A 17,603-nucleotide genomic window follows, 5' to 3' on the forward strand; every position below is an offset into this window, starting at 1 on the left:
GCCACGGGCGGTCCGCCCCTACGCTCGGTCCATGATCCGCACGGCACGGTTCCCGGCCCTGGTCCTCGTGGCCCTGACGGTCACCGGCTGCGCGGCGGGCACCGAGGAGCGGGCGGCGGTTCCGTCCGCCTCCGCCGTGCCGCTCGTCGGCCCGGGCTTCCCGCCCACCGCCGCCGAGGCGCGCGACCGGCTGGCCCGGCTCACCGTCGCCTGGGGCAAGAACTGGCAGACGTACACGAGGGCGGAGTTCGGCACGACCTGGTCCGACGAGACCGACGCCCCCGGCGGGCGCAACGGCTGCGACACCCGCGACGACGTCCTGCGCCGCGACCTCGGCGAGCTGCGCCAGGGCGAGCGCAACCCGTGCGTCGTGCTGTCGGGCGTGCTCCACGACCCGTACACCGGCAAGGAGCTGCCGTACTCGTACCGCAAGGCGTCGCAGATCCAGACCGACCATGTCGTCGCGCTCGGCGCGGCCTGGCGCGCGGGCGCGTGGGCCTGGACCGCGGAGCGGCGCCTCGCCTACGCCAACGACCTGGACGTGCTGCTCGCCACCGACAAGCAGACCAACTACGAGAAGAGCAGCAAGACCCCCGACAAGTGGAAACCGCCGCGCAAGGCGTACTGGTGCGAGTACGGCCGGCGCTGGACCGGCATCAAGGCCAAGTACGGTCTGACGGTCTCCCCGCCCGAGAAGCGCGCGCTCGAAGAGCTCCTGGCCACCTGCGCCTGAGGGCTGCGGTCGGCCGCGTGCACGGGCCCCCGGCCGACCCGGTACACTCGTGCGGAGTGCTGCGTCCTGTGTCCGGCTTCGGCCGGCGCCACCAGAACGGGACAAGCAGCCGGAGCCCCGCCTCGGGCGGGATCTCCAGGAGTGTCGCGCACCTTCGAAGGTGTCGCGGGCAACCCATCACCTCCCCGGGTCTCCGGGACCAGGCGATGGGCCGTTCGCGTGCTGCACGTATGTGCCCAGACCAGGGAGCGGCTGCCCGACAGGTCCTCGACGACCGACGGGTTTCCCCGGCTGCGGATGCGACCTCCTCTAACCCTGGTGAAGCCGTATTCGTACAGATAGAGAGGTTGGTTCATGCCGAACCAGTCCCGTCCCAAGGTCAAGAAGTCGCGTGCCCTCGGCATCGCGCTGACCCCGAAGGCCGTCAAGTACTTCGAGGCCCGCCCCTACCCGCCGGGCGAGCACGGCCGTGGCCGCAAGCAGAACTCGGACTACAAGGTCCGTCTGCTCGAGAAGCAGCGTCTGCGCGCCCAGTACGACATCAGCGAGCGCCAGATGGCGCGCGCCTACGACCGCGCCAAGAAGGCCGAGGGCAAGACGGGCGAGGCGCTGGTCGTCGAGCTCGAGCGTCGCCTCGACGCCCTGGTCCTGCGTTCGGGCATCGCCCGCACCATCTACCAGGCCCGCCAGATGGTCGTGCACGGTCACATCCAGGTCAACGGTGGCAAGGTCGACAAGCCGTCGTTCCGCGTCCGTCCCGACGACGTCGTGATGGTCCGCGAGCGCTCGCGCGACAAGGCCCTGTTCCAGGTCGCCCGCGAGGGTGGCTTCGCCGCCGACGGTGAGACCCCGCGCTACCTGCAGGTCAACCTGAAGGCCCTGGCCTTCCGCCTCGACCGCGACCCGAACCGCAAGGAAATCCCGGTCATCTGCGACGAGCAGCTGGTCGTCGAGTACTACGCCCGCTGATCAAGCTGTCGTAGTACCACCCCCGCGGTGTTCGGCCCGCCGCTTCCCCACTCCCGTCAGTGGGGGAGCCGGCGGGCTTCCGCGTTCTCGGGGTTCCCCGGGGCTCTCGTACGGAACGGACGCGGCGACCGCGCGCCCGGCACCCGGGCCGCCGGATTCCGACGCTCGCTGAGCGCCCGGTCCACCGCCGCGTCCAGCGAGAGCCCCTGGCCCTCCCGCACCGACGCCCCGTACCGCTCCGCGCCGAGCAGCTCGCCCGCCTCCCGTGCGCAGAGCGCCCGCGGACCGTTGAAGGTCCCGGAGCCGAAGAGCTGCAGGCCCACGGTGTCCCACACCGGCAGGGCCGCGCCCTGCAGCACGGCCGCCTCCGAGGGATCGCCCTCGCTCGCCGTCACCAGCGCCAGCAGCTCGATCGCCAGGACCAGGCCCACCAGGTCGTGGAAGGTGTGGTTGATCGTCACGCACTCGGTCAGCAGCGCCCGCGCCTCGCCGTGCTCGCCCCGGGTCCACGCCGCGTACGCCAGCACATAGAGCGCGTACGCCCGCGTCCAGCGCTCGCCGCGCTCCTCGCAGATCTCGCGCGCGTCCACGCAGAGCGCGACCGCGCCCTCCAGATCGCCCAGGAAGACCCGGGCCATCGCCAGTTCGACCTGGGCCATCAGCACATTGCTGTTCAGTTCGCCGAGTTCGCGGTACGCCACCAGGGCCCGGCCGATCAGCTCCTCCGCGCGCCGCATGTCGTCCGTGAGCAGCGCCAGACAGCCCATCCGATGCGTCGCGTACGCCTCCGCCAGGGCGTTGCCGGTCGCGCGGGCCCGCTCCCCGCACTCGTGCAGCGCCGCCACCGCCGCCGTGCCGTCGCCCTGCAGGATCGCCACATAGCCGAGCACCCACAGCGCCTTCAGCCGGGCCGACAGGTGTTCGTCCTCGGTCGGCTCGCCGTCGAGCGACCGATCGAGCCAGTGCCGGCCCTCCGCCAGCCGGCCGCAGCCCACCCACGCGAACCAGAGCGTCCCCGCGAGCTGCTGCGCCAGATGCGCCTCGTCCGGCCGCTCCAGACAGAGTTCGAGCGCCGCCCGCAGATTCGGCAGCGCCGCGTCCAGACAGGCCGCGACCTCGGCCTGACGCGGGCTGAACCACTCCAGCTCGCACCAGGTGGCAAGCCCCACGTACCAGTCGCGATGGCGGCGGCGCATCCGCTCGGTGTCCCCGAGCGCCGCCAGCCACTCCGCCCCGTACGCGGCGACCGTGGCCACCATCCGGTACCGCGGTCCGGCCGGCGTGATCTCCCGTACCACCAGGGACTGCGCCAGCAGACCGCCGAGCACGTCCAGGACCCGCTCCGGCGGCAGCTCACGCCCGGCGCAGACGTACTCCACCGCCTCCAGGTCGAACGGGCCGGCGAAGACCGACAGGCGCGCCCACAACAGCCGCTCCTCCGGCGTGCACAGCTCGTGGCTCCACCCGATCGCCGTCCGCAGCGTCTGGTGCCGGGGCGGCGCGCCCCGCGCCCCGTCCGTGAGCAGCCGGAACCGGTCGTCGAGCCGGCGGAGCACCTGCTCCACGGTGAGCAGCGGCATCCGGGCGGCCGCCAGCTCGACGGCCAGCGGGATCCCGTCGAGGCGCAGGCACAGCTCCCGCACGGCGGCCGGATCGGCGGCGGGCGCGGCCGGATCGCCGTGCGCCGCCGCCCGCGCGAGGAACAGCCGCTCCGCGTCCTCCCCGCCCATCGGGGCGAGGGCGAACACCGTCTCCCCGGCCAGCCGCAGCGGACGGCGGCCCACCGCGAGCACGGAGAGGCCCGGGCAGCCTTCGAGGAGCTGCCGCAGCAGCGGAGCGCACTCCTCCACGAGGTGCTCGAAGCCGTCCACGACCAGCAGGGTCCGGCGGGCCGCGAGATGGTCGACCAGCGTCTCTTCCGGGGTGCGCAGCGTGTGGTCGGTCAGGCCCAGCGCCTCGACGAGCGCGAGTGCCACGAGATCGGGGTCGCGCAGCGCCGAGAGATCGGCGAGCCAGGCCCCCTCGGCGTAGCGTTTCTCCGCCGCGGAGGCGGCTCTCAGGGCCAGCCGGGTCTTCCCCACGCCCCCCATCCCGACCACCGTGACCAGGCGGGATTCGCCCAGGAGCCGGGAGAGTTCACGCTCTTCGCCGACCCGTCCGATGAACCGGTTCAGCTCAGCCGGGAGATTGCTCCTTCGCATGGGACACGGAGCGTACCCACCCGCACGCGCTCCGTACAATCGACCGAGGCGGATCCGCTGTCCCCGGCCGCGTCGCGGGGGCAAATGCGGTACAGGGAAAGACCCCGGGCGCGATAGGGTCGGAGGACGACTTTTCGCAAGGGCCCAACGACAGCAGAGAGCGGTGCGGAGTGACCGGTGGAGAGGTTGCCGGGATTCTGGTGGCCGTGTTCTGGGCGATTCTCGTCTCCTTCCTCGCCGTGGTTCTGGTGAGGCTGGCGCAGACGCTCAAGGCGACCACCAAACTGGTGGCGGACGTGACCGAACAGGCCGTCCCGCTGCTCAGCGACGCCTCCGCGACCGTGCGGTCGGCACAGACCCAGCTCGACCGGGTCGACGCCATCGCCTCGGACGTCCAGGAGGTCACCTCCAACGCCTCCGCGCTCTCCACCACCGTCGCCTCCACCTTCGGCGGCCCGCTCGTCAAGGTCGCCGCCTTCGGCTACGGAGTGCGCAAGGCGCTCGGCCGCGGCCGGGACGAGGCGTCCACGGCGCCCGCACCCGAGCGCCGTACCGTCGTCGGTCGCACCGTGCCCTCCGCGCGGCGCCGGAAGCAGAAGGGCTGAGCCGCCGATGTTCCGCCGTACGTTCTGGTTCACCGCAGGCGCCGCAGCCGGTGTGTGGGCCACCACCAAGGTCAACCGGAAGCTCAAGCAGCTGACCCCGGAGAGCCTCGCCGCGCAGGCGGCGAACAAGGCGATCGAGACCGGCCACCGGCTCAAGGACTTCGCCCTCGACGTCAGGGCGGGCATGGTCCAGCGCGAGGCCGAACTCGGCGAGGCGCTCGGCCTGGAGGCATCCGCGGACGCACCCGCCGAGCGCGAGCTTCCCGGGCCGCGCCGCAGGGCCGTGCTCGATCCCACCCCGCAGACCACCACGTATTCGTATCGCACGATTTCGTACAACCGGAATGAGGACCACTGATGGAGTCGGCTGAAATCCGCCGCCGCTGGCTGAGCTTCTTCGAGGAGCGCGGGCACACCGTCGTGCCTTCGGCGTCGCTCATCGCGGACGACCCGACTCTGCTTCTGGTCCCCGCCGGCATGGTTCCCTTCAAGCCGTACTTCCTCGGCGAGGTGAAGCCGCCGTTCCCGCGCGCCTCCAGCGTGCAGAAGTGCGTGCGCACGCCCGACATCGAAGAGGTCGGCAAGACCACCCGCCACGGCACGTTCTTCCAGATGTGCGGCAACTTCTCCTTCGGCGACTACTTCAAGGAAGGCGCCATCAAGCTGGCCTGGGAGCTGCTGACCACCTCGGTGGAGCACGGCGGCTACGGGCTCGACCCGGAGAAGCTCTGGATCACCGTCTACCTCGAGGACGACGAGGCCGAGCGGATCTGGCGCGACGTCGTCGGCGTCCCCGCCGAGCGCATCCAGCGCCTCGGCAAGAAGGACAACTACTGGTCGATGGGCGTCCCCGGCCCCTGCGGCCCGTGCTCGGAGATCAACTACGACCGCGGCCCGGAGTTCGGCGTCGAGGGCGGCCCGGCCGTCAACGACGAGCGCTACGTGGAGATCTGGAACCTGGTCTTCATGCAGTACGAGCGCGGTGAGGGCTCCGGCAAGGAGGACTTCCCGATCCTCGGCGAGCTGCCGTCCAAGAACATCGACACCGGTCTCGGCCTCGAGCGCCTCGCGATGATCCTGCAGGGCGTGCAGAACATGTACGAGACCGACACCCTCAAGGTCGTCATCGACAAGGCCACCGAGCTCACCGGTGTCGACTACGGCAAGTCCCACGACAGCGACGTCTCGCTGCGCGTGGTCGCCGACCACATGCGCACGTCCGTGATGCTCATCGGTGACGGTGTCACCCCGGGCAACGAGGGCCGCGGCTACGTGCTGCGCCGCATCATGCGCCGCGCCATCCGCAACATGCGCCTGCTCGGCGCCACGGGCGTGGTCGTCCAGGACCTCGTCGACGTGGTCATCGACACCATGGGCGAGCAGTACCCGGAGCTGGTCACCGACCGCAAGCGGATCGAGACCGTCGCCCTGGCCGAGGAGGCCCGCTTCCTCAAGACGCTGAACGCCGGCTCGAACGTCCTGGACGGCGCCGTCAGCGAGACCAAGGCCGCCGGCTCCACCGTCCTGCCCGGCGACAAGGCCTTCCTGCTCCACGACACCTGGGGCTTCCCGATCGACCTGACCCTGGAGATCGCCGCCGAGCAGGGGCTCTCCGTGGACGAGGCCGGCTTCCGCCGCCTCATGCAGGAGCAGCGGGACAAGGCCAAGGCCGACGCCAAGGCCAAGAAGACCGGCCACGCCGACGTCGCCGCCTACCGCGAGATCGCCGACGGCAACGGCGCCACCGAGTTCACCGGTTACACCAACACAGAGGGCGAGTCCACGGTCGTCGGTCTGCTGGTCAACGGCGTCCCGTCGCCGGCCGCCTCCGAGGGCGACGAGGTCGAGGTCGTCCTGGACCGCACCCCGTTCTACGCCGAGGGCGGCGGCCAGCTCGCCGACCACGGCCGGATCAAGCTGCACAGCGGCGCCGTCATCGAGATCCGCGACGTCCAGCAGCCGGTCCCCGGCGTCTCCGTGCACAAGGGCTCGGTCCAGGTCGGCGAGGTGACGGTCGGCTCCACCGCCTACGCCGCCATCGACGTGCGCCGCCGCCGGGCCATCGCCCGCGCCCACTCGGCCACGCACCTGACGCACCAGGCCCTGCGCGACGCTCTCGGCCCGACGGCCGCCCAGGCCGGTTCGGAGAACTCGCCCGGCCGCTTCCGCTTCGACTTCGGCTCGCCGAACGCCGTGCCCGGCACGGTCCTCATGGACGTCGAGCAGAAGATCAACGAGGTGCTCTCCCGCGAACTCGACGTGCACGCCGAGGTCATGCCGATCGACGAGGCCAAGCGCCAGGGTGCCATCGCCGAGTTCGGCGAGAAGTACGGCGAGCAGGTCCGCGTCGTCACCATCGGCGACTTCTCCAAGGAGCTGTGCGGCGGTACGCACGTCAAGAACACCTCGGCCCTCGGCCTGGTGAAGCTGCTCGGCGAGTCGTCGATCGGCTCCGGCGTGCGCCGCGTCGAGGCCCTCGTCGGTGTCGACGCGTACAACTTCCTCGCCCGGGAGCACACGGTCGTCGCCCAGCTCCAGGAGCTCGTGAAGGGCCGCCCCGAGGAGCTTCCGGAGAAGATCTCCTCCATGCTCGGCAAGCTGAAGGACGCCGAGAAGGAGATCGAGAAGTTCCGCGCCGAGAAGGTGCTGCAGGCCGCCGCCGGGCTGGTCGAGGGCGCCAAGGACATCCGTGGTGTGGCCCTCGTCACCGGCCAGGTCCAGGACGGCACCTCCGCCGACGACCTGCGCAAGCTGGTCCTCGACGTCCGCGGCCGGATCTCCTCCGACCGCCCGGCCGTCGTGGCCCTGTTCACCACGGCCAACGGTCGCCCGCTGACGGTCATCGCCACCAACGAGGCCGCCCGTGAGCGTGGTCTGAAGGCCGGCGAGCTGGTCCGCACGGCCGCCAAGACCCTCGGTGGCGGCGGTGGCGGCAAGCCGGACGTCGCCCAGGGCGGCGGCCAGAACCCGGAGGCCGTCGGCGAGGCCATCGACGCCGTCGAGCGCCTCGTCGTGGAGACGGCGTGACGATGCGCCGCGGCCGTCGACTCGCGATCGACGTCGGGGACGCCCGGATCGGGGTCGCCTCGTGCGACCCCGACGGGGTCCTCGCCACCCCGGTGGAGACCGTGCCGGGACGTGACGTCCCGGCCGCCCACCGGCGGCTGCGCGGACTCGTCGAGGAGTACGAACCGATCGAGGTCGTGGTCGGCCTCCCTCGCTCCCTCTCCGGGGGCGAGGGTCCGGCCGCGGCCAAGGTCCGGCGCTTCGCCGGGGAGCTGGCCAAGGGCATCGCTCCGGTGCCGGTCCGGCTGGTCGACGAGCGGATGACGACGGTGTCGGCGACCCAGGGGCTGCGCGCCTCAGGCGTGAAGTCCAAGAAGGGGCGGTCCGTCATCGACCAGGCCGCCGCTGTGATCATCCTTCAGAACGCTCTTGAGGCCGAACGGGTATCAGGTAATCCTCCCGGCGAGGGCGTCGAAGTGGTCATCTGATCGCGATACGGTAACGTTCCGCGCGATGTGGCGGTGTTCGAACAGCTGCCGCACAACGTAGAGGCGGATCGTCCGGAAGCCTCGCGGCTGGTTGGGGATCGATGACTGAGTATGGCCGGGGCTCCGGCTCCGAACCGTGGCATCCCGCGGACCCGTTGTACGGGGACCAGGGATGGGGAGGTCAGGGTCAGCAGCAGTACCCGCACCAGGACCAGCAGTACGGCCACCAGGACCCGTACGGCCAGGCTCAGTACGGCCACCAGGACCAGTACGGCCAGGGCCAGTACACCCAGGACCAGTACGCCCAGGGGCAGGCGCAGGGCTACGACCCCCAGTACCAGCAGCACCCGCAGCAGTACCAGCAGCACGCGCAGCAGCAGCCGCAGCAGTACGCCGATCCGGCGGCGTACGGCGGCTACCAGCAGGGTCAGCCCGGGCAGGGTTACGACACGCCCGGGTACCCCGCACAGCAGTACGACCCCAGCTGGGAGACCGGCCAGGCGGCCATGCCGTACGGCACGCCCCCCGCGGATCCGTACGGCGGCCAGAACCCGGACCTCTACGGCACACCCGAGGCGTACCCGCCGCCGCAGCCCCCGGGCCGGCGGCAGGTGCCGCCGCAGCCCGTGACCGACTGGGACGCGGAGCCCGAGGAGGAGGAGCGGCACCCCTTCTTCACGGGTGAGGACAGCGAGCCCGCGGGCCGGCGCTCCGAGGACGACGAGTACGACGACTACGACGACGAGGACGAGCCCGCCGGGCGCCGCTCCTCGCGCGGCGGCGGCGGTCGCGAGCGCCGGGGCGGCAAGAGCGGCAAGGCCCGGAAGGGCAAGAACGGCGTCGCCTGCCTGGTCGTCGCGCTCGTCCTGGTCGGCGGCGTGGGCGGCATCGGCTACTTCGGCTACCAGTTCTGGCAGGGCCAGTTCGGCGCGGCGCCCGACTACGCGGGTGACGGAACCGGCGAGGTCCAGGTCGAGATCCCCAAGGGCGCCGGGGGCTACGAGATCGGCAACATCCTGAAGAAGGCGGGCGTCGTCAAGAGCGTCGACGCCTTCGTCTCGGCGACCGAGAAGAACACCAAGGGCAACTCCATCCAGGCGGGTGCGTACACGCTGAGGACGGGCATGTCGGCGGAGAGCGCCGTCGCGATGATGCTGGACCCGCAGAGCCAGGCCGGCCTCGTCATCCCCGAGGGCAAGCGGAACGTCTGGGTCTACGAGGAGATCGACAAGAAGCTCGGCGTGGAGAAGGGCACCACCCAGGGCATCGCCAAGGCGAAGGCGAACGACCTGGGCCTCCCCGAGTGGGCGAAGAACCACAAGGACGTGAAGGACCCGCTCGAGGGCTTCCTCTACCCGGCGAAGTACCCGATGGTGAAGGGCAACAAGCCCGAGGACGTGCTGCGCAAGATGGTGGCGCGCGCCAACCAGGAGTACGCCAAGTACGAGCTGGAGGCCAAGGCGAGGGAACTCGGCGTCGAGAGCCCCTGGCAGCTGATCACGATCGCCAGCCTCGTCCAGGCGGAGGGCACCTCGCACGACGACTTCCGCAAGATGGCCGAGGTCGTCTACAACCGCCTCAAGACCAACAACCCGCAGACCTACGGCAAGCTCGAGTTCGACTCGACGTACAACTACATCAAGAACCAGAGCAAGATCGACCTGACCCTGGAAGAGCTGCGGAAGTTCGACAACGTCTACAACACGTACTACTACCGGGGCCTGCCACCGGGACCGATCGGCAACCCGGGCGCCGAGGCGCTGAAGGGCGTGGTCAGCCCGACCAAGGACGGCTGGTACTACTTCATCTCGCTGGACGGCAAGACGTCCCGGTTCACCAAGACCAACACCGAGCACCAGAAGCTGGTCGAAGAGTTCAACAAGTCGAGGAACAACTGATGCAGGCGCAGCGTCGTGCGGCCGTTCTCGGGTCGCCCATCGCCCACTCGCTCTCGCCCGTCCTGCACCGGGCGGCCTACGCCGCGCTCGGCCTCGACAGCTGGTCGTACGACCGGTTCGAGGTCGACGAGGCCGGGCTGCCCGCGTTCGTCGCCGGGCTCGACACGACCTGGGCCGGTCTGTCGCTGACCATGCCGCTGAAGCGGGCGATCATCCCGCTGCTCGACGAGATCAGTGACACCGCGGCCTCGGTCGAGGCCGTGAACACGGTCGTCCTCACCGAGGACGGCCGGCGCCTCGGCGACAACACCGACATCCCCGGCCTGATCGCCGCCCTGCGCGAGCGGGGCGTGGAGAAGGTCGACTCGGCGGCGGTCCTCGGCGCCGGTGCCACCGCCTCCTCGGCGCTCGCCGCGCTCGCCCGGATCTGCGCGGGCCCGGTCACCGCGTACGTACGGAGCGAGGCACGGGCGGAGGAGATGCGGGGCTGGGGCGAGCGGCTCGGCGTGGACGTCCGTACCGCCGACTGGGCGGACGCGCACCGCGCCTTCGCCGCCCCGCTCGTCATCTCCACCACCCCGGCCGGTGCCACCGACACGCTCGCGGCGGAGGTCCCGGACGCCCCCGGCACCCTCTTCGACGTGCTCTACCACCCGTGGCCGACCCCGCTCGCCGCCGCCTGGTCCGAGCACGGCGGCCCGGTGCTCGGCGGACTCGACCTCCTCGTCCACCAGGCCGTCCTCCAGGTAGAACTGATGACCGGCGTCGCCGAGGCCCCGCTGGCCGCGATGCGCGACGCGGGCGAGCGGGCCCTGGCCGCCGCCTGAGGACACGGAGACCGCGGCCCTCCCGCCCCCGGTCAGAGCCCCGGGCCCGTCCGATCTGACATTCTCCGCGTCCGACAGCTGGACCGACGGCCAGGTTCGGCCCCCGGACGTGGGAGGATCGGTAGCGGCGGGCCAGGGCCGCGCACCCGGTCGCGCCGCAGCAGTTCCAGGCGCGAGCATGAGGAGCATCGTTGAGCAGGTTGCGTTGGCTGACCGCTGGGGAGTCCCACGGACCCGCGCTGGTCGCGACGCTGGAGGGTCTTCCCGCCGGCGTCCCGGTCACCACTGAGCTGGTGGCGGACCATCTTGCGCGGCGGCGCCTCGGCTATGGGCGTGGCGCGCGGATGAAGTTCGAGCAGGACGAGGTCACCTTCCTCGGCGGGGTCCGGCACGGACTCTCGCTCGGCTCCCCGATCGCCGTGATGGTCGGCAACACGGAGTGGCCGAAGTGGGAGAAGGTCATGGCGGCCGACCCCGTCGACCCCGCCGAGCTCAAGGAGACCGGCCGCAACGCGCCGCTGACCCGGCCGCGCCCGGGCCACGCCGACCTGGCCGGCATGCAGAAGTACGGCTTCGACGAGGCCCGGCCGATCCTGGAGCGCGCCAGCGCCCGGGAGACCGCGGCCCGTGTCGCCCTCGGCGCGGTGGCCCGGTCCTTCCTCAAGGAGGCCGCGGGCATCGAGATCGTCTCGCACGTGGTCGAGCTGGCCGCGGCCAAGGCCCCGTACGGCGTCTACCCGACCCCCGCCGACGTCGAGAAGCTCGACGCCGACCCGGTCCGCTGCCTCGACGCGGACGCGTCGAAGGCGATGGTCGCCGAGATCGACCAGGCCCACAAGGACGGCGACACCCTGGGCGGTGTCGTCGAGGTCCTCGCCTACGGCGTGCCCGTGGGCCTCGGCTCGCACGTGCACTGGGACCGGCGGCTCGACGCGCGGCTCGCCGCCGCGCTCATGGGCATCCAGGCGATCAAGGGCGTCGAGGTCGGCGACGGCTTCGAGCTGGCCCGCGTACCCGGCTCGCAGGCCCACGACGAGATCGTGAACACCGCGGACGGCATCAAGCGCACCTCCGGCCGCTCCGGCGGTACGGAAGGCGGCCTGACCACCGGCGAGCTGCTGCGCGTCCGCGCGGCGATGAAGCCGATCGCGACCGTCCCGCGCGCGCTCGCCACGGTCGACGTGGTGACGGGCGAGGCCGCCCAGGCCCACCACCAGCGCTCCGACGTCTGCGCCGTCCCGGCCGCCGGGATCGTCGCCGAGGCCATGGTCGCGCTCGTCCTCGCGGACGCCGTCGTCGAGAAGTTCGGCGGCGACAGCGTCCCGGAGACCCGCCGTAACGTCCGGTCGTACCTCGACAACCTGCAGATCCGGTGACCGGACCCCTGGTCGTCCTCGTCGGGCCGATGGGCTCCGGCAAGTCCACGGTGGGCGCGCTCCTGGCCGAGCTGCTCGGCGCGCCCTACCGGGACACGGACGCCGACATCGTCGCCGCCGAGGGCCGCGAGATCTCCGACATCTTCGTCGAGGACGGCGAGGAGCACTTCCGCGCCCTCGAACGGGACGCCGTGCGGACCGCCGTCGCCGAGCACGAGGGTGTCCTCGCGCTCGGCGGCGGCGCGATCCTGGACGCGGGCACCCGTGAACTGCTCAGCGCACTGCCCGTCGCCTATCTCTCGATGGACGTCGACGAGGCCGTCCGACGCGTCGGCCTCAACACCGCGCGGCCGCTGCTCGCCGTCAACCCGCGCCGCCAGTGGCGCGAGATGATGGAGGCGCGCCGCCACCTCTACACCGAAGTCGCCCGGGTGGTCGTGGCCACCGAGGGCCGCACGCCCGAAGAGGTCGCGGACGCGGTCCTCGACGCTCTGGAGTTGAAGAAGGACGTATGACGGACCAGGAAGTGACCCGAATCCAGGTAGGCGGTTCGGCGGGCACGGATCCGTACGAGGTACTGGTCGGGCGGCAGCTCCTCGGTGAGCTGCCCGCCCTGATCGGGGCCAAGGCCAAGCGCGTCGCCGTGATCCACCCCGAGGCGCTCGCGGAGACCGGCGAGGCGCTCCGCGCCGACCTCGCCGACCAGGGCTTCGAGGCGGTCGCCATCCAGGTGCCGAACGCCGAGGAGGCCAAGACCGCCGAGGTCGCCGCGTACTGCTGGAAGGCGCTGGGACAGACCGGTTTCACCCGCACCGACGTCATCGTCGGCGTGGGCGGTGGCGCCACCACCGACCTGGCCGGTTTCGTCGCCGCGACCTGGCTGCGCGGTGTGCGCTGGATCGCCGTGCCGACCACCGTCCTCGCCATGGTCGACGCGGCCGTCGGCGGCAAGACCGGGATCAACACCGCCGAGGGCAAGAACCTCGTCGGTGCCTTCCACCCGCCGGCCGGGGTGCTCTGCGACCTCGCGGCGCTGGACTCGCTGCCCGTGCACGACTACGTCAGCGGACTCGCGGAGATCATCAAGGCCGGCTTCATCGTCGACCCCGTGATCCTCGACCTCATCGAGGCCGACCCGCAGGCCGCCCGTACGCCGGCCGGTCCGCACACGGCCGAGCTGCTCGTGCGCTCGATCCGGGTCAAGGCGGAGGTCGTCTCCGGCGATCTGAAGGAGTCGGGCCGCCGGGAGATCCTGAACTACGGTCACACCCTGGCCCACGCCATCGAGAAGAACGAGCGGTACAAGTGGCGGCACGGCGCGGCCGTCTCCGTCGGCATGGTCTTCGCTGCCGAGCTCGGGCGGCTCGCGGGCCGGCTGGACGACGCCACCGCCGACCGGCACCGCACGGTCCTGGAGTCGGTCGGGCTGCCCCTCACCTACCGGGGCGACCAGTGGCCCAAGCTCCTGGAGACCATGAAGGTCGACAAGAAGTCCCGGGGCGACCTGCTCCGCTTCATCGTCCTCGACGGTCTCGGCAAGCCCACCGTCCTCGAAGGCCCCGACCCCGCCGTCCTCGTCGCCGCCTACGGCGAGGTGTCCGCGTGAGCGATCTGCGCCACGTCCTCGTCCTGAACGGTCCGAATCTCGGCCGTCTGGGATCCCGCGAGCCGGACATCTACGGCGCCACCTCGTACAAGGGTCTGGTGGAGTCCTGCCAGGCCCTCGGCGAGCAGCTCGGCTTCGACGTCGAGGTCCGTGAGACCAACGACGAGGGCGAGATGATCCGCTGGCTCCACGAGGCGGCGGACCGAACGATTCCGGTCGTGCTCAACCCCGGTGCGTTCACGCACTACTCGTACGGGATGCGCGACGCGGCCGCCCAGCGGACCGCGCCGCTGATCGAGGTGCACATCTCCAACCCGTACACCCGCGAGGAGTTCCGGCACACCTCGGTCGTCGCCGCCGTGGCGACCGGCACGGTCGCCGGCTTCGGCATCGGCTCCTACCGGCTCGCCCTGCGGGCCCTCGCCGAGGAAGTCACCGGCTGACGACATCCGGACACGGGTGCGGGCGCAGGCACCTTCCACCGCCCCCGGGCGTTCCCTTCGCGGGGGCCGGGGGCGGTAACGTACCCGGAAGTATCGGCCGTACGAGACGGAGTGGCACCGGATGCAGCACGAGATGGGGGCTCCGTTGCCGCCGCAGGACCCCTCGGCCTTGACGCCCGGCACCGGTCGGCCCCCCATGCCCCCCGCGCCTCCCACGGCACAGGGCGGCCACCCGGCACCGCACCCGCACGCCCCGCAGCCTCCGCACGCCCCGCACCATCCCCAGCAGCCGCACCACGCCCCGCGGCCCCCCGGCGCGGCCGCCCCGTACTCCTCGCCCCCCGCCCCCGGCTGGGGCGCCCCCGGCATACCCGGGCACCCGGGACCGTCCGTGCCCCCGCCGCACGACGTCACCGGACATGTGCCGCTGCCGCCCGTCGCCGTCCCCGCTCCGCCGCCGGCCGAGCCCGGTACCGGCGCCGCGACGCTGGCCGTCCTGCTGATCGGCCCCGCCGGCGCGGGCAAGACGACCGTCGCACGCCACTGGGCCGCCCGCCGTCGGGTGCCCACCGCGCACATCAGCCTCGACGACGTCCGTGAATGGGTCTGCTCCGGCTTCGCCGACCCCCAGTCGGGGTGGAACGAGCACTCCGAGGCGCAGTACCGGCTCGCCCGCCGCACCTGCGGCTTCGCCGCCCGTAACTTCCTGGCCAACGGCATCTCCTGCATCCTCGACGACGCCGTCTTCCCCGACCGCCCCGTCGTCGGCCTCGGCGGCTGGAAGCGCCATGTGGGCCCGGGGCTGCTTCCGGTCGTGCTGCTGCCCGGTCTGGAGATCGTCCTTGAGCGGAACGCCGAACGGAGCGGGAACCGGCGCCTCTCGGACGAGGAGGTCGCCTCCATCCACGGCCGGATGGCCGGCTGGTACGGGTCCGGACTTCCGATCATCGACAACTCGACGTACGACGTCGAGACCACCGCCCGGGTCCTCGACGAGGTCCTCGCCCGCTCCCTGGCGAGCCCGCCCTCCTGGTGACGGCCCGTGGCGGCGTCCCGGGGGGTGCTCCACGCGGTCGTGGCCCGAAGCGGGCGCCCGTGGCCCCGGTCGGCCGCGCTGAGCAGGCCGGGACGCCCGGCCCCTCGTAGGCTCGGAACATGTCAGAGGTGTTTGCGGACCGCCGAGTGAGGCTGCGCGACCGCTGCGCGGCGGCCGGCAGCCAGGCGGCCCTGGTCTCCCGCCCCGCCAACGTCCGCTATCTCGCGGGCGGTTCGCCCGCCGGTGCCGTCCTGTTGCTCGGACCGGACGAGGACGTGCTGCTCTGCCCCACCGTGCCCGGCGGGGACCCGGCCGACGGGCGCCTCGACGAGCAGCTCCGCCAGGCCGTGCTGCCCGTGGCGGGCGGCGACCCCGCGGTCGCGGCGGTCGGCTTCGCCCGCAAGGCGGGAGCGGAGGGTCTCGCCGTCGAGGAGCACCATCTGACCGTGGCCCGGCACCGCGCCATGGGCTCCGTCGCGCCCCAGCTCCAGCTCGCCGATCTCGGCGGAGCCGTCGAGCAGCTGAGGATCGTCAAGGACGAGGACGAGATCGCCTGTCTGCGCATCGCCGCCGAGATCGCCGACCAGGCGCTCGGGGAGCTCCTCGAATCCATCCTGGTGGGCCGGACCGAGCGGCACCTGGCGCTGGAGCTGGAGCGGCGCCTGGTCGACCACGGGGCGGACGGCGCCGCCTTCCCGACCTCCGTCGGCACCGGACCGAACTCCGGGCGCGGCGGTCACCGGCCCTCGGACCGCCGCGTCGAAGAGGGAGATTTCCTCTCCGTCTCCCTGGGCGCCAACTACCGCGGCTACCGTTGCGAGATCGGCCGTACGTTCGTCATCGGAACGACCCCCGCGGACTGGCAGATCGACCTGTACGACCTCGTCTTCGCCGCTCAGCGGGCCGGGCGCGAGTCGCTCGCCCCCGGTGCCGAGTACCGCGACGTGGACCGCGCGGCCCGCCAGATCATCGACGCGGCGGGCCATGCCGAGGCCGTTCCGGCGGTCACCGGGCACGGCGTGGGCCTCGAAATCGACGAGGACCCGCAGCTCGCACCCGCGGCCATGGGTAAACTGGACGCTTGTGTGCCGGTCACCGTCGAACCGGGGGTCCACCTCCCGGGCCGGGGCGGGGTCCGGATCGATGACACGCTCGTCGTGCGCCAGGAGGCGGACGGCGGACCCGAGCTACTCACCATTACGACCAAGGAGCTGCTCGCGCTGTAGGGCGCGCACGCTTCCCTGGTCCCACGTCAGTCCAGGAGATTCCGCAACCGTGGCTTCCACGAACGACCTCAAGAACGGCATGGTGCTCAAGCTCGAAGGCGGCCAGCTCTGGTCCGTCGTCGAGTTCCAGCACGTCAAGCCCGGCAAGGGCCCGGCCTTCGTGCGCACCAAGCTCAAGAACGTGCTGTCCGGCAAGGTCGTCGACAAGACCTTCAACGCGGGTGTGAAGGTCGAGACGGCCACCATCGACCGCCGCGACATGCAGTTCTCCTACATGGACGGCGACTACTTCGTCTTCATGGACATGCAGACCTACGACCAGCTCATGGTCGAGCGCAAGGCCGTCGGCGACGCCGCCAACTTCCTCATCGAGGGCTTCACCGCCTCCGTCGCGCAGCACGAGGGCGAGGTGCTCTACGTCGAGCTCCCGGCCGCCGTCACGCTGACGATCCAGCACACCGACCCGGGCGTCCAGGGCGACCGCTCCACCGGCGGCACCAAGCCGGCCACGCTGGAGACCGGACACGAGATCCAGGTCCCGCTCTTCATCACCACCGGTGAGAAGATCAAGGTCGACACCCGCACGAGCGACTACCTCGGCCGGGTGAACGACTAACCGTGGCTGCCCGCAGCAACGCCCGTAAGCGCGCCTTCCAGATCCTCTTCGAGGCCGACCAGCGCGGCGCGTCCGTGCAGCAGGTCCTCGCGGACTGGGTCCGGCACGCTCGGTCCGACGACCGTCAGCCGCCGGTCAACGAGTTCACGATGGTGCTGGTCGAGGGGTACGCGGACCACGCGAACCGGATCGACGAACTCATCGCCACCTACGCGGTGGACTGGGACCTGGACCGGATGCCGGTCGCCGACCGGAACATCGTGCGCCTCGGTGCGTACGAGCTGATCTGGCTGGACGAGACGCCGGACGCGGTGGCGATCGACGAGGCCGTGCAGCTCGCCAAGGAGTTCTCCACGGACGAGTCGCCGACCTTCGTCAACGGCCTGCTGGCCCGCTTCAAGGACCTGAAGCCGCGCCTGCGCCGGGACGCCTGAGCGGCCCGTAGACACGTCGAAGGGGCCCGTGACACCTCAGGTGTCACGGGGCCCGTAGACGTGTGCGGTGTGGGGCGACGGCGGCCCCGAGCGGGGCGAAAAACGCCGGGGCGGGGCGGGGCCGAAAACCGGCCCCCCC

General features: G+C 71.7%; 17 protein-coding genes. 16 read left to right on the forward strand and 1 reads right to left on the reverse strand.

Annotation, left to right across the window (positions count from 1 at the left end; all coding sequences use genetic code 11):
* Positions 1–31: 31 nt before the first annotated feature.
* Entirely contained in the window at positions 32–733 is a 702-nt protein-coding gene (locus tag AB0E14_RS32885; protein ID WP_362426679.1) for an HNH endonuclease family protein, read from the forward strand.
* Positions 734–1,087: 354 nt separating this feature from the next.
* The gene (gene rpsD / locus AB0E14_RS32890; RefSeq protein WP_362426682.1) at positions 1,088–1,702 is read left to right on the forward strand and encodes a 30S ribosomal protein S4; all 615 of its coding nucleotides are present in this window, start codon (positions 1,088–1,090) and stop codon (positions 1,700–1,702) included.
* Positions 1,703–1,758: 56 nt separating this feature from the next.
* Here the strand turns inward: rpsD and AB0E14_RS32895 are convergent, their stop codons facing one another.
* Positions 1,759–3,903, reverse strand: coding sequence for an AAA family ATPase (locus tag AB0E14_RS32895; protein ID WP_362426686.1), 2,145 nt, complete (start codon positions 3,901–3,903; stop codon positions 1,759–1,761).
* Positions 3,904–4,073: 170 nt separating this feature from the next.
* On the opposite strand from AB0E14_RS32895, the gene AB0E14_RS32900 reads away from it, so the two are divergent.
* The 14 genes from AB0E14_RS32900 (at position 4,074) to nusB (ending at position 17,464) form a co-directional block, all read left to right on the forward strand.
* Positions 4,074–4,508 carry a DUF948 domain-containing protein gene (locus AB0E14_RS32900; RefSeq protein WP_362426689.1) on the forward strand — a complete coding sequence of 145 codons (435 nt, stop codon included), beginning with the start codon at positions 4,074–4,076 and terminating at the stop codon, positions 4,506–4,508.
* A 7-nt stretch (positions 4,509–4,515) separates the two neighbouring features.
* Positions 4,516–4,866, forward strand: a complete 351-nt coding sequence (locus AB0E14_RS32905; protein ID WP_362426692.1) for a DUF6167 family protein — start codon at positions 4,516–4,518, stop codon at positions 4,864–4,866.
* Positions 4,866–7,535 carry an alanine--tRNA ligase gene (gene alaS / locus AB0E14_RS32910; protein WP_362426695.1) on the forward strand — a complete coding sequence of 890 codons (2,670 nt, stop codon included), beginning with the start codon at positions 4,866–4,868 and terminating at the stop codon, positions 7,533–7,535. The genes AB0E14_RS32905 and alaS overlap by 1 nt, the downstream gene beginning before the upstream one ends.
* A 2-nt stretch (positions 7,536–7,537) precedes the next feature.
* Complete coding sequence (gene ruvX / locus AB0E14_RS32915; protein ID WP_362426727.1) at positions 7,538–8,002, forward strand: Holliday junction resolvase RuvX; 465 nt, start codon at positions 7,538–7,540, stop codon at positions 8,000–8,002.
* A 101-nt stretch (positions 8,003–8,103) separates the two neighbouring features.
* Entirely contained in the window at positions 8,104–9,900 is a 1,797-nt protein-coding gene (mltG, locus tag AB0E14_RS32920; RefSeq protein ID WP_362426698.1) for an endolytic transglycosylase MltG, read from the forward strand.
* Positions 9,900–10,727: a shikimate dehydrogenase gene (locus tag AB0E14_RS32925; protein WP_362426701.1), complete on the forward strand. Its 828-nt coding sequence runs from the start codon at positions 9,900–9,902 to the stop codon at positions 10,725–10,727. The genes mltG and AB0E14_RS32925 overlap by 1 nt, the downstream gene beginning before the upstream one ends.
* A 191-nt stretch (positions 10,728–10,918) precedes the next feature.
* Positions 10,919–12,103: a chorismate synthase gene (gene aroC / locus AB0E14_RS32930; RefSeq protein WP_362426704.1), complete on the forward strand. Its 1,185-nt coding sequence runs from the start codon at positions 10,919–10,921 to the stop codon at positions 12,101–12,103.
* Between the two features lie 29 nt (positions 12,104–12,132).
* Positions 12,133–12,618, forward strand: a complete 486-nt coding sequence (locus tag AB0E14_RS32935; RefSeq protein ID WP_362426730.1) for a shikimate kinase — start codon at positions 12,133–12,135, stop codon at positions 12,616–12,618.
* Entirely contained in the window at positions 12,615–13,709 is a 1,095-nt protein-coding gene (gene aroB / locus AB0E14_RS32940; protein ID WP_362426707.1) for a 3-dehydroquinate synthase, read from the forward strand. The genes AB0E14_RS32935 and aroB overlap by 4 nt, the downstream gene beginning before the upstream one ends.
* The gene (gene aroQ, locus AB0E14_RS32945; protein WP_362426710.1) at positions 13,706–14,152 is read left to right on the forward strand and encodes a type II 3-dehydroquinate dehydratase; all 447 of its coding nucleotides are present in this window, start codon (positions 13,706–13,708) and stop codon (positions 14,150–14,152) included. Before aroB ends, aroQ begins: the two co-directional genes overlap by 4 nt.
* A gap of 121 nt (positions 14,153–14,273) precedes the next feature.
* Positions 14,274–15,188: an AAA family ATPase gene (locus tag AB0E14_RS32950; protein WP_362426713.1), complete on the forward strand. Its 915-nt coding sequence runs from the start codon at positions 14,274–14,276 to the stop codon at positions 15,186–15,188.
* 119 nt (positions 15,189–15,307) lie between these two features.
* Positions 15,308–16,414, forward strand: coding sequence for an aminopeptidase P family protein (locus tag AB0E14_RS32955; protein WP_362426716.1), 1,107 nt, complete (start codon positions 15,308–15,310; stop codon positions 16,412–16,414).
* A 49-nt stretch (positions 16,415–16,463) separates the two neighbouring features.
* Entirely contained in the window at positions 16,464–17,030 is a 567-nt protein-coding gene (gene efp / locus AB0E14_RS32960) for an elongation factor P (protein ID WP_362426718.1), read from the forward strand.
* Between the two features lie 2 nt (positions 17,031–17,032).
* Positions 17,033–17,464 (forward strand): transcription antitermination factor NusB, encoded by a 432-nt coding sequence (nusB, locus tag AB0E14_RS32965; protein ID WP_362426721.1) that lies wholly within the window; start codon positions 17,033–17,035, stop codon positions 17,462–17,464.
* Positions 17,465–17,603: the final 139 nt, after the last annotated feature.

The organism is Streptomyces sp. NPDC047981, from assembly GCF_040653315.1.
Taxonomy (GTDB): domain Bacteria; phylum Actinomycetota; class Actinomycetes; order Streptomycetales; family Streptomycetaceae; genus Streptomyces.

Bases quoted from the DNA above. Each gene is read 5' to 3' on its own strand.
- alaS (WP_362426695.1), top strand. From the start codon at position 4,866: ATGGAGTCGGCTGAAATCCGCCGCCGCTGGCTGAGCTTCTTCGAGGAG.
- rpsD (WP_362426682.1), top strand. From the start codon at position 1,088: ATGCCGAACCAGTCCCGTCCCAAGGTCAAGAAGTCGCGTGCCCTCGGC.
- AB0E14_RS32885 (WP_362426679.1), top strand. From the start codon at position 32: ATGATCCGCACGGCACGGTTCCCGGCCCTGGTCCTCGTGGCCCTGACG.
- AB0E14_RS32925 (WP_362426701.1), top strand. From the start codon at position 9,900: ATGCAGGCGCAGCGTCGTGCGGCCGTTCTCGGGTCGCCCATCGCCCAC.
- ruvX (WP_362426727.1), top strand. From the start codon at position 7,538: ATGCGCCGCGGCCGTCGACTCGCGATCGACGTCGGGGACGCCCGGATC.
- AB0E14_RS32935 (WP_362426730.1), top strand. From the start codon at position 12,133: ATGGGCTCCGGCAAGTCCACGGTGGGCGCGCTCCTGGCCGAGCTGCTC.
- AB0E14_RS32955 (WP_362426716.1), top strand. From the start codon at position 15,308: ATGTCAGAGGTGTTTGCGGACCGCCGAGTGAGGCTGCGCGACCGCTGC.
- AB0E14_RS32950 (WP_362426713.1), top strand. From the start codon at position 14,274: ATGCAGCACGAGATGGGGGCTCCGTTGCCGCCGCAGGACCCCTCGGCC.
- mltG (WP_362426698.1), top strand. From the start codon at position 8,104: ATGACTGAGTATGGCCGGGGCTCCGGCTCCGAACCGTGGCATCCCGCG.
- aroB (WP_362426707.1), top strand. From the start codon at position 12,615: ATGACGGACCAGGAAGTGACCCGAATCCAGGTAGGCGGTTCGGCGGGC.
- AB0E14_RS32905 (WP_362426692.1), top strand. From the start codon at position 4,516: ATGTTCCGCCGTACGTTCTGGTTCACCGCAGGCGCCGCAGCCGGTGTG.
- AB0E14_RS32895 (WP_362426686.1), bottom strand. From the start codon at position 3,903: ATGCGAAGGAGCAATCTCCCGGCTGAGCTGAACCGGTTCATCGGACGG.